Source organism: Bacillus canaveralius (assembly GCF_002860125.1).
Classification (GTDB): domain Bacteria; phylum Bacillota; class Bacilli; order Bacillales; family Cytobacillaceae; genus Bacillus_BJ; species Bacillus_BJ canaveralius.
Map to the genome: position 1 here is coordinate 136,682 of NZ_PGVA01000024.1, position 13,922 is coordinate 150,603.

Genomic DNA, 13,922 nt, shown 5'->3' on the forward strand with positions numbered 1-13,922 from the left:
AAAAATAAAACCTGATCATAAAGAGAATTAAAATTCTCCTCTGCACCAGGTTTATTTTTTAGTTTGATTGATTTGTTGCTTCCTGCTCATTCTCTTGTTCTCCTACAGCTTCGCAACCCGTTCATATATATCTGATAAAGTACGGCAGCCAAGTTCGTCGATTTTTGACAGATAGCAGCACCAAAGCTTAGCGGTCAACTTTGCATCTCCAAGCGCATGATGGCGATCTGCGACCGGTATGCCATTATGTTCACAAAAATCTTCGAGCCTGACCATGTTTGCTTTAGGTTCGGCAATTCGGTACAAAAACGATGTATCAATAATTCGATGCTTTAAAGGTGCGCGAAACAGTTTCCAGCATGCATTTTGCAAGAAGCTTTTTTCATGATTTGCATGATGGGCAACAAGGGTATCACCGTTTACGAATTCAAAAAATTGAATAAGGACATCTGAAAGATAAGGTGCATGTTTCAGTTCATCACTTGTAATGTCGGTCAGTCTCTCTATTTCCGGTGAAAGATTTTTCTCGTAACGAACAAGTGAGTAAAATACCTCGTTTTCATGAATTTCCCGGCCGCAAACCCGAACTGCTCCCAATGAGATCATTTCATCTCCCTGGTCAGGAAAAAAACCGGTCGTTTCGATATCAAATACAACAACATTCAACTCGTGTAAAGGTATGGTCATTGATGCTTCGACCTTCATCTCTTTTTGCAGCTGCCGCAAAAATGCCACTTGTTGAGAGCTCTGCCCCCCCACGGTTGAATTGATCTTTCCGTGAATTCCTCTCATCATATCAATAAGCGGAAATCTCATTTTCTTACACCCTTTTCAACAATTGCCTGGACGTATTGTTGCAGCTTTTTTCCATCTTTAAGGATTTTCTTTAGTTCATGTTTTTCAGCTTTACTTAGTTTTTTTATGCTCAAATAATGGCCTTCATCATACGATTTATTTGCAGCCAGTGAAAGTCGATAGCTTAACAGCTTTCTAAAATTCTCTCTATAGTCCAACAGTTCATGATGATTTTTTGTTAACCGGTCAATTCTCGCCAGAGTTGACGTCTCTTTTATCCCTTCTTTTAGCGCCAAAATCCTGACGGCATTGACATATGGAATAATCGCAGTATTTTTTAAATCGATCGAACCTTTATACAAGCCTTTTTCCTCGGGAATAATTTGTCCAAAAGGGCCGACTGCGTTTTTCATATGCATGACATTTTCTAATAAACGCATTAATATTTTCGGATGCTCTTTTTGAAAGTCATAAATAAACGACTTCAGCTCGTTTACAAAGCTTTCCGCACCGACCAGCGGCCGCGAATCGTAAAATATATGCAAATAACGGATTGACTGCCAGCTTTCCTCCTCGAGCCACTGCAAAAGCTGCGCTTTCCATTCAACCTTCGATTGGCACCAGAGCGGATTCGAACTCATTACTTTCCCTTCGCAATAAGGGTATCCGACTATAGCCATTCCAAGGGAAAGCTCTTCGCCAAGCCTCAGAAAATACTCAGCGGCTTCCGGGCTGGACCTTTCGTAAATAATGCCATGGTCCTGGTCGCTGATCAGCCCTTGCTCAAACCGCCCTCCACTGCCCGTAATAAACCAGGAATAGCTGCAGGGAGGGGAACCATTGTTCAATCGGCATGCCGCAAGCTGATAAACCTTGCGTAACACTCTGTCATGAAACTCATTTAAGGAAAGAGTATCTCCCTGAAACGAATGAATCGCTTCATCCTTCCATATTTTAATCGCTTCATAAGATTCAAAACCATCGGCCATTGCAACACTTCCTTCGTACCCGGCAGAAATTTCATCAGCCTATTGCAGAATTTTTGATCTTATGAGGTCAGTTTATTCTCTTTTGCCATGAATACTTCAGGATATCCGTAGCTGCCGTGCTCGCTCATATCCAGTCCCATAATCTCTTCTTCTTCTGTTACTCGAAGCCCTTTCATCGCTTTCTTGGCGACGAATAAAATTGCGAATGAAACGGCAAATGCATAAGCTCCTGAAACTGCTACCCCCATTAATTGAACGCCCAGCTGGGTAAGCCCTCCACCATAAAATAACCCGGGTAAGCCAACAGTTGCAAGTTCTGGTGTTGCAAAGAAGCCGGTTGATATTGTTCCCCAAACTCCAGCTGCGCCGTGAACGGATAAGGCATAAATCGGATCATCAATTTTTCTCTTTTCAAAAAATCTTGCACTATAGAACACTAGCATTCCTGCGACAAACCCGATCACAACCGCTGCCCATGTGTCGACAAAAGCACATGATGCGGTGATTGCGACCAACCCGGCAAGTGCTCCGTTCAGCAATGTCGTTACATCCGATTTACCCATTACGACCCATGAGATTAACAAAGCGGCAACAGCACCGGCTCCGGCGGCTAGATTTGTATTCAACGCAACGAAACCGAAAAATCCACCATCTACAGAAACCGTACTGCCCGCATTAAATCCAAACCAGCCAATCCATAAAATCAATACCCCTAAGGAAGTATATACTTGGTTATGCCCGTAAATGTTATTGGCCGAACCATCTTTATTATACTTGCCGATTCTTGGTTTAAGCAGTAATGTCGCAGCCAGAGCAGCCATTGCACCAGTCAAATGCACCACGGTAGATCCGGCGAAATCCTGTTTACCATGTTCCGCCAACCAGCCTCCGCCCCAAATCCAGTGGGCAACCACCGGGTAGACGAGCGCGGAAAACAGAATAGTGAAAACTAAATAGACCGATAATTTAGCGCGCTCCGCAAAGCCTCCGAGCGCGATGGTAATCGCGATTCCTGCAAAAGCCAATTGAAATAGGAAGAAAACCGATGAGGAAAGATTGATTCCTTCAATTTCATAACCGGAATAAAAAAAGTGGGAAAGACCAACGAAAAAGTTCGCATTATCACCAAAAATAAAGCCAAATCCTACTGCCCAAAACACAAGTGAGGCAAGCCCAAACGTAAAGATCGTTTTTCCTGCGATATGACCCGCATTTTTCATTCGAGTCGAGCCGGCTTCAAGCAGAATAAATCCACCGATCATCAAAATGACTAAAACTGCTCCTACCATTACCCACAAGCTGTTCATCAAAAAGATGGTGTCCATACATTTTCCTCCTTTTTCAATGTGTTTTTCATAACATTTCATGTTAGAAAATATAACATTGATTTATTATTTCTTATTTTAACCGATATGAATGATCTGTCAATGAAAATTTTAAAGTTTCTGATTGTTTAATGTAAGAAAATATAACATTAATAATTGATTCATTAAGATAAAATCATCTGCAGACGGTTTTTCGGAGGTGTTAAGGAGAAAATAAAAAAACAAAGCTGACTTGCAAAGGATTGAATCCCAAGTCAGCTTTGTTCTCATATTGTTTGTTAGTTATTTGACTTCTTGCGGTTGACAATCGGATAAATGATAAATCCGGCCAGGAACAGCCCAATTCCTAAAGAAAATGTTTGCAGATCCGCAGTTCCCGATCTGATCACATATAGCGAATAGACCAACGCCAATGCCGCAATGATGCCATCAAGAACACGCGGTCCTTTGATGAGATCATATGTTTCTCCTTTAATCGTCAGCATCAAGAAGAAAATGGCTGAGACAAGATAAGGAATTAAATAAGCAAGTGTTGCCGATGTTGTTAAAAATGTATAGGCCTCACTGATCGTCCCGGAAATCGTCGAAAAGATAAAGATCTGTGACATTGCATTTGTAACCGTAAGGGCACGAACAGGACTTCCATTTTTATTTACTTTCGCAAAATAAGCCGGGAAAATCCCCGATTTTGCCGCTTGATATGGAACTTCTGAGCTTAGCAATACCCAGCCGATTGTCGCGCCAAATAATGAAATAACTGCGAGCACTCCCATAATCGTCCCACCGTTGTCGCCAACCATAGCGGACAGGGCGTCAACAAAAGGTTTATCAGAGGCTCTTAATACTTCCTGAGGTAAAATACCCATGATGAGCATCGTAATTCCCATGTAAATAATGAGCGCAATGAATAATCCAATGACGGTTGCCCGGCTGACATCCCGCTGCGATTTGGCGCGCCCGGATAAAATAACAGCCGATTCAATGCCAACAAATGCCCATAGCGTTGAAATCATGACTAAATTGATTTGGCTGGCAAGATTGTGCGTTTGCCCCTCAGCATCGACTACTGTTGTATAGAACTCACCCAAGTTGGAGGACTGGAAAGCAAACAAGGCAGCAACAATGAATAATAAAAATCCGATAACCTTTGAAACTGTTGCAACGAAATTTAATTTTCCGGCAGCATTGAGGTTTGTAATTAAGATATAATGAGTTCCCCATAGCAAAATCGTACAAACGATGAATGTAACCAATCTTCCTGCTTCAATTGGCTGGCCCCCGATAGTAAAGAGAACAGCAGAGCTGCCCATTACCGGGAAGAAGGTTGACAAATATCCGGCTAAGCTCGTGATGATCGCAACATTACTGATCCAGTTTGCGACCCAGTATCCCCAGACCATGCTAAATCCGGCTAATTTCCCTTTACTTTCGGATTGGAACAGAGCACGCGCATAGCTTTGCGGACCTGCCGTTAAATCAGGACGGCGAATTGATAATTTCCCAAAGACCAGTGCGATCATCAGAACTCCGAAACCTGTTATGATCCAGGCAATCGTAACTCCCATAGGGCTGGCAATTTGCGCCAGTGTACTTGGAAGCATAAAAATCCCCGAACCTACCATATTTCCGACGACTAAAGCTGTCAGCAGCCAAAGTCCCCAATTTTTTTCATTCATGCAAAAACCCCCAAGGAATCTAGTATTTAAACAATAAAAAACGCGTAGGTATAGTGTACCCGCGCGTTTCTGTGAATATAAAAAAACCCGCATCCTATCTCGTTCATAGCTCTCCCCAGAATAATCTGCGACAGTCCTGCACCTATTCAATGCAGTCCCAGCGTGAACGGCTGTGTGGGTCCATCCATACTTCGGCAGCAATTCCTTTCACTCTTCGTCTCAGATCCCAACAGACCTCAGAAAAAGCTACTCTTAATTGCCGCAACCTCTACCTCACCGAGATAGCGATGAGGATTTTGTTCATATGAAATTGCTAGTATTGAGAATAGCAACATCGCAACCATCTGTCAACAATCCCGCTAGAATTCAGATTAGTTGTTATTATTAGTCTGTTCGGGAATTTTGCTCGTCGGCCAAAAAAATAAAAACTTTGGTTTGCGCGCAGGATGTATTTTTTATTCAATGTATTCAAATACTGTTAATGATATTCGTGAATATCACGTTATCACGTGTTTTAGCATATTCTATCCTATTATGAGGTGATTCAAAATGAGCTATAAAGATCACTTGGATCCACATTCTCAACAGTTTCACCACAATTGGACGAGACGTAAGCGCGCGAGTTCGCAAGTAAATGGACACACTCAGATGTCGCAAATGACCATTATACTAAGAAGTAACGCAAAGGCTCACAGGTGGTAAGGATATTTCTGAACTAAAAAGAAAGAAGACTTCTTCGGTCTTCTTTCTTTTTATACTTGTCGGGATACTCCTAATGGAACATCTCTGCCAATAAATGATAGGAGTAAATTTTATCTTGAAAATCATAAACATTGGTTATGATCATAAATTCATCTGTCCGGTAAAATTCACTTAAACGGAGAAGTTCGTTTCTTACTTTCTCAGGTGTACCAATAATCATTCTCTTGCGGTTTTCTTTTACTTTTAATCGTTCCTCATTTGTTAAGTTCATGCTTTTCACTTCTTCGATCGAAGGGATTCTTGTATCTGTCTGATTTCCCACCGCCAGCAGCCACATATCCTGGCTCAGTGCCATCTCCTCAGCTTTTTCTTCTGTCGAGGCGCAAACGACAAAAACACAGACATTTGCTGTTGGTACCGTTAAATATTGAGATGGTTGAAAGTCATTTCGATATTGGTCCATCGCTCTTTGCCCGTTAACAGGAGTAATGAAATGGCCATAAGTAAACGCTGTGCCGTTTTCAGCCGCAACCCGCGCACCCCGGTGTGTTACTCCCAAAAGCCACATTTGCGGAAGCGATTCTGTTGTTGGGAAGGCATGAACATCGTGAAATTGGTGAGCATCAGGCAAGCTGTTGTTTAAAAATCCTTGCAGGTCTTTGACCTGTTGCGGGAAGTCATTCATACTTTTTCTTAACCCATCTGTCAGCGCTAACCGGGTAGATGGCGAGCCTCCAGGTGAACGCCCAATTCCGAGGTCGATGCGGTTCGGAAATAATGCCTCTAAAACCTTGAAATTTTCAGCTACTTTATAAGGGCTGTATTGCGGGAGCAGAACCCCGCCCGAGCCTACGCGGATTTTTTTCGTCCTCGAAGCAAGATGAGAAATTAGAATTTCAGGCGCTGAACCTGCAAACCCGTTCGTATTATGGTGTTCAGCCACCCAAAAACGGATAAATCCAAGCTCTTCTGCTGTTTGAGCAAGTTTCACAGTGTTTCGGAATGTTGAGCTTGCATTTCCTCCTTTACTGATAACAGATTGGTCCAGAACACTCAATTTCAAACAAATTACCTTCTTCCTCTATAAATAGCATGACAATAATGGTCTACTTACCATACCAACCTATTATAGTTTTCATTTTCAATATCATCTATTATGCAAGCTTCGGACTGATTTTTTTAGAAATGAAAAAGAGCTATTCTTCTAAAAAGAGAAGATATAGCTTCAAATCTTGGAAACAGTTCAAGCGCATTAAATATCCCTGATCCGCTCCGGATGTGTATAAACATTTAATGATTTGTTGCGGATAAAACCCACTATGGTAATCCCCAATTGCTCTGCTAATTGCAAAGCGAGTTCAGTCGGGGCTGATTTTGACAATATCACTTCACAACCGATTTTTGCCGCTTTTAATAAAATTTCTGATGAAATTCGGCCGCTGAAAACGAGGCTCTTATCACCAATGGCAATGTCATTTCTTAAGCAATAGCCATAAATTTTATCAAGTGCATTATGGCGCCCGATATCCATTCTTCCAAGCAAAATTCCATTTCCATCTCCCAGAGCGGCATTATGGACGCCACCAGTATGATGGAAAGTAGTGGCCGATTGTTGCATATGATTCATCAACTGAAAACAGTCGTCAACAGAAAGTGATGCGGTGATTCGCTCCATCTTTTTGGCAGTATGCGCATCGTTTACGAATACAAAGCCCTGCCGTCCCATTCCGCAGCATGAAGTTATATAGCGTTTGCTTTGAAAATCGCGGAAATAAGGGTTGACCCTGGAAGTTTTCACATAAGCAAATCCATCTTTTTCCTTCACCCATATCTCTTCGATATCTTTATAGCGGCGAATAATACCTTCCGATGCCAAAAAACCTGTTACCAAATCTTCGATATATTCAGGAGTGCAGACGATCGTCACAAATTCCTCGCCATTGATTTTGATAGTAATCGGGTACTCGGTCACAATCGTATCTTCGACCCTGTTCAATTCACCGTCTCCATAACGCAGAATTTCTCGTCTCACTTCTATCGGTTTTTCCACGGCCACGACCTCTTTATGCTTTGTACTTCTTGTAAAGTAATCATTAACAAGGCCCTATAGCCTGGCTTAGGGGATGCCCACCATTAAAGGACATCCCCTTAATTAGTTTAAAAGAAATCATTTTGTAGATAATCCAATTTGCGGTCATTTTGACAGTCTTGGCAAACATGCAACAATGTACCTTCCATTTTTGTTGCCTCATCATGTTCTGCTTCCTCAGTTAATCCGCATACTTCACATGTTTTCATCAGCGCTTCCCTCCTAAAACTTATTTTTCGACCCGATAATTTTCAACCGGTTCAGCCTGGTAACCCCTATCAACAAGTGCATATTGAAAGTCTTCATAAGATGCCATTCGTTTATCGAAAGTAAATACGGCTTGATGGTTTTCTAAATGGACCTCAGCTCTGCCGATTCCCCATACATCAAGCAAGGCATTCAACACTTTATTTGCATCCTGCTGATTGGACATATTTTTCACGAAAAAAACGCCTGTTTCCACATCATCTCCCCCTTTTCCTATTGATTATTTTGCTTATTTTTCAGAAATGCTTGTCCCATTCCTTCAAGGAAATCAACCATTGTCGTCATTGCGGCCCTGATCTCGGGGCTGCGCAGCCTCCTTCTCATTTTCCATATTGTCTGCTTCTCGCCCTGTTGCCCGGTCTTGGATAAGCGTTTCAAGCCAAGGCCGACTCCGTCAAGAATGGTTTCAAGCTGGGCGGGTTGCAAACTGCCAAGGAATTTAAATGCACCCATGCCATTTTTAATTGTATTATGCATTTCCGGCTGATTGATTTGCTGAATCGCGATAACCCCTACTTCGGTACGCTGGTCGATGAGCCCATGCACAATCTCAAGGACCCTCATTTCATGCAAGCCTTTTAAAATCCCTATCGTCGACATAATCGCTTCGCGGTTTTTCGTGAGCTCCTCTAAAATATCCGAGATGGCCTGGGCCTGTTCCTCCGCAGGGTTGGGAATGGCCTGCTTAATTTGCCTGATTGCCTTCGCCATACTCATCACCTCCCATTTCGAACATTTCCGGTATTGGTGTAAAATCAGCCCGCTTCCATTTTTCTTCAACCCTCACACTGATTTGCGGCACACGGTTGCCATAACGAAAATTTTCCCTTGGAAGCGGCGGGTGTCCTTCCACTTCCAATACGTCCATTTTCACACTCATTTCCTTATAACTTGGAGTGTGGGTGATGTAATCATGGTAGCTGCTTGTTAAGCGATTGACAGCCGAAATAATTTCTGGTGAGTGCATTGGGAAATAGAGTTCATTACCCTGCACCCGGTCAGTAACGATCACGCGGATCTCAGTATGCCCGTATGGTGAGGTAAGCCGTACCAATGAACCGTCTTTCAGGCCTCTTTCCTTGGCAAGCTCATGGGAGACCTCCAGCCATGGCTCAGGCACTTTGTGTGTGATGTCTTCACTGCGGTACGTCATATTGCCTTCATGGAAGTGCTCAAGGATCCGTCCATTGTTGAGATGGAGATCGTATTCCTCACCAGGTTCATACGGCTCTGTCCAATCAACCGGAACAAGTCTCGCCTTGCCATCCTGAAAGCCAAACCGCTCTGTATACAGCAACGGGGTGTCCTGCCCGTTTGGAGCGACTGGCCACAACTGGCTGTTCCAGCCTTCAAGCCGATCGTAACTGACGCCGGCAAACAGCGGTGCGAGCTTGGCTACTTCCTCCATAATTTCACCAGGGTGTTCATACTTCCAATTGGCTCCGAGCCGGTTCGCCAGGTCCTGAAAAATTTCCCAATCGGGTCTTGCTTCTCCCAGCGGTTCGAAGACTTTATAAAAGCGCTGGATGCGGCGTTCCGTATTGACAAATGTGCCGTCTTTTTCAAGATTTGGAGCAGCTGGCAAAACAACATCAGCAAACTGGGCAGTCCTTGAGAAGAAGATGTCCTGGACAACAAAAAAATCAAGCTTTTCGAAATTCGATTCAACATAGTTTGAGTTGGAGTCAACCAGGGCCATTTCTTCTCCAAAAAGGTAAAGAGCCTTGAGCTTGCCTTTATCAATTCCTTCTACCATTTGGTGGTTGTTCATGCCTGGATCGGCCGGGAGCGACACACCCCATGCTTCTTCATATTTCTCCCGAACCTGTTGGTCTTGGACGGGTTCATAACCAGGGAACCATGCAGGCAAAGAGCCAAAGTCGCATGCCCCCTGAACATTGTTATGACCCCTGAGCGGGTAAGCTCCTGTTCCGGGACGACCGTAATTGCCGGTAATTAATAACAGGTTGCAGATCGCCGTGCTTGTGTCGGTTGCTCCCGTGTGCTGAGTTATGCCCATTGCCCAGAGGGCACATACCGTTTTCGCGTCATGGATCATCGTCGCGATTTGAATTAAAGTGTCCCGGGAAATTCCTGTTTTTTCTTCGGCATACTCAAGCGTGTATTTCTCAAGGGAATCTATATATTTTTCCAAACCGTTAACCCTGCTTGCCAGAAACTCCTTAGCTTCCCAACCTTGGTCAAGAATATATCTGGTCACGGCATTTAACCAAATAAGATCCGTGCTTGGCTTCGGATGGACGTACAGATCTGCCCGCTGCGCCAGTTCATGCTCCCGCAAGTCGACAACGATCAGCTTTTGCCCGAATAATTTATGGGCACGTTTCACGCGTGTCGATAAAACCGGATGGGATTCAGCAGGGTTTGCACCAACAACGAGGACAAGCTCGGCTGAAGCGATATCCCTGATCGTGCCGGTATCGCCTCCCAATCCAACCGTCCGCATTAGAGCGGCAGTTGCCGGTGTTTGGCAGTAGCGGGAACAGTTATCGACATTATTGGATCCCATTACTGCACGGACAAATTTTTGGAACACATAATTATCCTCATTGGAACATTTCGAAGATGCAATATATCCGATCGAATCCGGGCCATGCTTTTCTTTGATCTCAGTCAGCTTGTTGGCAATCAAATTCAGAGCCTCATCCCAGGTTGCTTCCACAAATTCCTCTCCCCTGCGGATTAACGGCTTTGTTAAACGCTCAGGACTGTTGATAAAATCCCAGCCCCATTTACCTTTCACACAAGTGGAGATACCGTTAACCGGTGCCTCTTCGGTGGGCTGGATCCTGAGAATTTCCCGGTCCTTTGTCCAAACCTCAAAGCTGCAGCCGACTCCGCAGTATGTGCACACCGTTTTTGTCCTCTTAATACGGGCTTTGCGCATCGCTGCTTCCACTTCCGATATCGCAAAAATCTCCTTATATCCTGGCTCGACTTCCTTTGTTAAATCGATCATCGGCGCCAATATCTTTGGTGGAATCCCAGTTAAATAGCCAGCTTTGCCAATCATCGATTTTTCCATTAAGGCATTGCACGGGCACACATTTACACAGTGACCGCAGGAAACACAGGAAGACTCATCAATCGGGACATCGTTATCCCAAATAACCCGGGGCACTTCCCGGTTCCAGTCAATCGACAGCGTCTCATTTACCTGTAAGTCCTGGCAGGCTTCGACACATCTTCCGCATAGAATGCACTGATCTGGTTCATACCGGTACATCGGATGCGAAAGGTCCGGTGGATATGGTTTCGCCTCAAATTCGTATTTTTGGTGTTCAATCTCCATGTACTCGGCCGTGTTGTGGACCGTGCAGTTTCCATTGTTGTTATCGCAGACTGTACAGTACAATTCATGATTTTTTAAAATTCGGGACATTGCTTCGTCCTGAGCCTCTTTAACCGGCTTGGAGAAGGTATCAATCTCCATTCCCTGCTCCACTTTTGTCGCACAGGAGCGAACCAGATTTCCTCCCACATTGACAAGACATGTATCACACGTTTGAATTGTTCCAAGATTCGGGTGATAGCAAATACTAGGAATAAATAAATCCTGTGCCTTGGCAACATCCAGAATCGTTTGTCCAGGTTTAGCGGAGTACACTTCTCCATTAATTTGCACTGTGAACATTGTTTCCGTCATCATCACTTCTCCTAACTATCAGATTGTCTCCCTCATGCCTCCGGGGCTGCGTAATCTTTGTAAGCAATCCAGTACAGTGCCGCTACAAAAACAGCCCCTCCAATCATATTTCCAATAAATACCGGAATGAAATTTGATATGTAGTCGCCCCAGCTAAAATGGCCTGCGAATATCGCAGCCGGAATGACGAACATGTTGGCGACAACGTGCTGAAATCCAATCGCGACAAATCCCATAATTGGAAACCAGACAGCAAGTATTTTCCCGGCAACATCCTCGGCACCATACGATAGCCAGATCGCGAGACCGACCAACCAGTTACAACCGATCGCTGAAAAAAACGCTTCCCAAAAGTCTTCATCCAGCTTTGCCCCTGCGATTGCGACTGTCTTCTCTAAATATGGACCAGTGTCTGTCAGACCGGCGATATGGCCAAAGCAATAAGCGACAAAGAGCGATCCGATAAAATTGGCGATTGTGATCCAAAACCAATTGCGTATCAGGCGGGTTAACGAGATACGCTTTGATAAGAAAGCCATAGAAACGGCCATCATGTTTCCCGTTAACAACTCCGCCCCGCCAACGACGATTAATATGAGTCCCATCGGGAAGACTGCCGCACCTAAAAAGGCCCCAAACGTTCCCCAGTCTTTCGGTAAATCCGCTGTCACCCTTATATCTAACAGATAGCCCAAAGAGATAAATGCTCCGCCCAAAAACCCTAATACAAGCATGCTCCGAATCGGTAATGTCGCTTTCCGAATCCCGATCTCTGTTGCTAATTGGGCAATGCGCGGGGGACTATGAAACGCCATTGAGGTTCCCTCCTACTTAAATTCACTTCTTACTATCTGCTTTTTTTCGAGTTTTATTAGGAAAGTTAGGATAATTTTCGTGATTTGATCGATATATGTTCTTTGTTGTCATTTCTTTGATCGTTTTGGGAATGTTATTAAAAAGATTTATAAATAGAAAGGAAGGCTTGCATGGAGAAGGAAAAGCTTTTTCAAAGAGTGGAGACAATGATCCATTCCTCATCAAAAAAACCAAAATATATGTCTCTATCGACAGTAAAAATGGCTGATATTTTTGCGGTAAACCCTTCTGATATTGAGCAGGGATTGGTGGATCTTGTTAATGACGGAAGGTTGCGTAAATCGAAACTGACCGATCCTCCTTTTAATGAGATATACTTATTGCCCTAGTGTAAAAAGAGCGAAATCCTTGGCGGATTTCACTCTTTTTTCCTTTATCACCGTAACCAAACTTAATGGTTGTGTGTTCCTTTTGATGGATTTGTGATGACAAATCCCTCTTCACCTACATAAAAGTACTGGATCCAGACACCGTCCAGAAAATCTTCACGTTTGTCAAGGAGGATATCAATGTCTTTATCTGTCTTGACGATTTCATCGTGCTCTGTTGGTGTATCAAGCTTTAAATCAAAGTGGGCGTGATCGCCATGGTGCAAAGAAACGTATACGCGGATCATTTTACCTTCTGCTTCTTCACTGCTCAACATCTTTTTTAGTTCTTTTGCTGCATTACGGTTAATTTTACATTTCATCCTGGTTGTCCCCTATTCTATGTTTTCTGTTTTATATTATGGCATTATTGTTGTAAAAAATAAAAAATCCTGCTTTCGCGGGATGTTCAGTTCTAGATCAATATTTATTTTACTGAAAAGAACTTCTTTTGTCCCTTTCTAAGTTCTCTTATCTTGTAATGATAATGTTCCTATTCGAGTCCAACGTAATGATAGTGTCGACCATTTTTACGAACAATCCATTGTCAACAACTCCAGGAATTAAATTCAGGTCGCGTTCTAACGCTGCAGGCTCGAGTATTTCCGGAAAGCTGCAGTCAAAAATATAATTTCCGTTATCTGTCTTAAAGGGAGTGTCGTAAATCTCGCGCAGTTTTGGTTCACATCCAAATCCAGCTAGATGTTTCCGCGTCATCTCATATCCAAATGGGACAACCTCTACCGGGAGAGGAAAATTCCCTAACTTTCCAACGAATTTTGAAGAGTCGGCTATAACAATGAAAGCTTTTGCCGTTTTAGCAATCATTTTTTCCCGTACAAGGGCACCGCCGCCTCCTTTTATCAGATTCCATTCAGAATCAACTTCGTCCGCTCCATCTATCGCAACGTCAATTTCATCTATTTCACTACTGTAGCCGACAAGGGGAATTCCCCACTGTCTTGCTAATTTTTCTGTTTGAACGGACGTGGCAACCCCTTTAAGCGAGAGTCCGTCCCGCAGAAGCTGTCCAAGCTTGGCAATCGTATAAAAAACCGTGGAACCCGTTCCAAGCCCGACAATCATCCCGTCCTTTACAAATTCGGCAGCCTTTTCACCTATCACCCTTTTTTCATTCATGCATTGTTCTCCTTTTGCGAGTTTCGTT

The 13,922-nt window shown here is 43.6% G+C and carries 15 protein-coding genes and 1 riboswitch; of the genes, 2 read left to right on the forward strand and 13 right to left on the reverse strand.

The window, feature by feature from the left end:
- Positions 1–102 precede the first annotated feature (102 nt).
- From CU635_RS10605 to CU635_RS10620, 4 genes are all read right to left on the reverse strand, one after another.
- Positions 103–816, reverse strand: coding sequence for an exonuclease domain-containing protein (locus tag CU635_RS10605; RefSeq protein WP_101577337.1), 714 nt, complete (start codon positions 814–816; stop codon positions 103–105).
- Positions 813–1,784 carry a DUF294 nucleotidyltransferase-like domain-containing protein gene (locus CU635_RS10610; RefSeq protein ID WP_101577338.1) on the reverse strand — a complete coding sequence of 324 codons (972 nt, stop codon included), beginning with the start codon at positions 1,782–1,784 and terminating at the stop codon, positions 813–815. The genes CU635_RS10605 and CU635_RS10610 overlap by 4 nt, the downstream gene beginning before the upstream one ends.
- Positions 1,785–1,843: 59 nt before the next feature.
- Complete coding sequence (locus CU635_RS10615) at positions 1,844–3,109, reverse strand: ammonium transporter (protein WP_101577339.1); 1,266 nt, start codon at positions 3,107–3,109, stop codon at positions 1,844–1,846.
- Between the two features lie 278 nt (positions 3,110–3,387).
- Positions 3,388–4,785, reverse strand: coding sequence for an amino acid permease (locus CU635_RS10620; protein ID WP_101577340.1), 1,398 nt, complete (start codon positions 4,783–4,785; stop codon positions 3,388–3,390).
- 98 nt (positions 4,786–4,883) lie between these two features.
- A riboswitch (Lysine riboswitch) is annotated at positions 4,884–5,064 on the reverse strand.
- 270 nt (positions 5,065–5,334) lie between these two features.
- Between CU635_RS10620 and CU635_RS10625 the strand changes: the two genes are divergently transcribed.
- Complete coding sequence (locus tag CU635_RS10625; protein WP_101577341.1) at positions 5,335–5,487, forward strand: YpzG family protein; 153 nt, start codon at positions 5,335–5,337, stop codon at positions 5,485–5,487.
- 70 nt (positions 5,488–5,557) lie between these two features.
- On the opposite strand, the gene CU635_RS10630 is transcribed toward CU635_RS10625, so the two are convergent.
- From CU635_RS10630 to CU635_RS10655, 7 genes are all read right to left on the reverse strand, one after another.
- Positions 5,558–6,550 (reverse strand): LLM class flavin-dependent oxidoreductase, encoded by a 993-nt coding sequence (locus CU635_RS10630; protein WP_101577342.1) that lies wholly within the window; start codon positions 6,548–6,550, stop codon positions 5,558–5,560.
- A gap of 189 nt (positions 6,551–6,739) precedes the next feature.
- The gene (gene fdhD / locus CU635_RS10635; protein ID WP_342751451.1) at positions 6,740–7,537 is read right to left on the reverse strand and encodes a formate dehydrogenase accessory sulfurtransferase FdhD; all 798 of its coding nucleotides are present in this window, start codon (positions 7,535–7,537) and stop codon (positions 6,740–6,742) included.
- Between the two features lie 107 nt (positions 7,538–7,644).
- Complete coding sequence (locus tag CU635_RS23310) at positions 7,645–7,785, reverse strand: hypothetical protein (RefSeq protein WP_180955620.1); 141 nt, start codon at positions 7,783–7,785, stop codon at positions 7,645–7,647.
- Between the two features lie 20 nt (positions 7,786–7,805).
- Positions 7,806–8,039: a heavy-metal-associated domain-containing protein gene (locus tag CU635_RS10640; RefSeq protein ID WP_101577344.1), complete on the reverse strand. Its 234-nt coding sequence runs from the start codon at positions 8,037–8,039 to the stop codon at positions 7,806–7,808.
- Positions 8,040–8,056: 17 nt separating this feature from the next.
- Positions 8,057–8,554: a helical membrane plugin domain-containing protein gene (locus CU635_RS10645; protein ID WP_101577345.1), complete on the reverse strand. Its 498-nt coding sequence runs from the start codon at positions 8,552–8,554 to the stop codon at positions 8,057–8,059.
- Positions 8,529–11,513, reverse strand: a complete 2,985-nt coding sequence (gene fdhF, locus CU635_RS10650) for a formate dehydrogenase subunit alpha (RefSeq protein ID WP_373270872.1) — start codon at positions 11,511–11,513, stop codon at positions 8,529–8,531. Before fdhF ends, CU635_RS10645 begins: the two co-directional genes overlap by 26 nt.
- A gap of 29 nt (positions 11,514–11,542) precedes the next feature.
- Entirely contained in the window at positions 11,543–12,325 is a 783-nt protein-coding gene (locus tag CU635_RS10655) for a formate/nitrite transporter family protein (RefSeq protein ID WP_101577347.1), read from the reverse strand.
- A 171-nt stretch (positions 12,326–12,496) separates the two neighbouring features.
- Between CU635_RS10655 and CU635_RS10660 the strand changes: the two genes are divergently transcribed.
- Complete coding sequence (locus CU635_RS10660; RefSeq protein WP_101577348.1) at positions 12,497–12,715, forward strand: hypothetical protein; 219 nt, start codon at positions 12,497–12,499, stop codon at positions 12,713–12,715.
- Between the two features lie 62 nt (positions 12,716–12,777).
- Here the strand turns inward: CU635_RS10660 and CU635_RS10665 are convergent, their stop codons facing one another.
- Complete coding sequence (locus CU635_RS10665) at positions 12,778–13,077, reverse strand: iron-sulfur cluster assembly accessory protein (protein WP_101577349.1); 300 nt, start codon at positions 13,075–13,077, stop codon at positions 12,778–12,780.
- 148 nt (positions 13,078–13,225) lie between these two features.
- Complete coding sequence (rpiA, locus tag CU635_RS10670) at positions 13,226–13,894, reverse strand: ribose-5-phosphate isomerase RpiA (RefSeq protein WP_101577350.1); 669 nt, start codon at positions 13,892–13,894, stop codon at positions 13,226–13,228.
- Positions 13,895–13,922 lie beyond the last annotated feature (28 nt).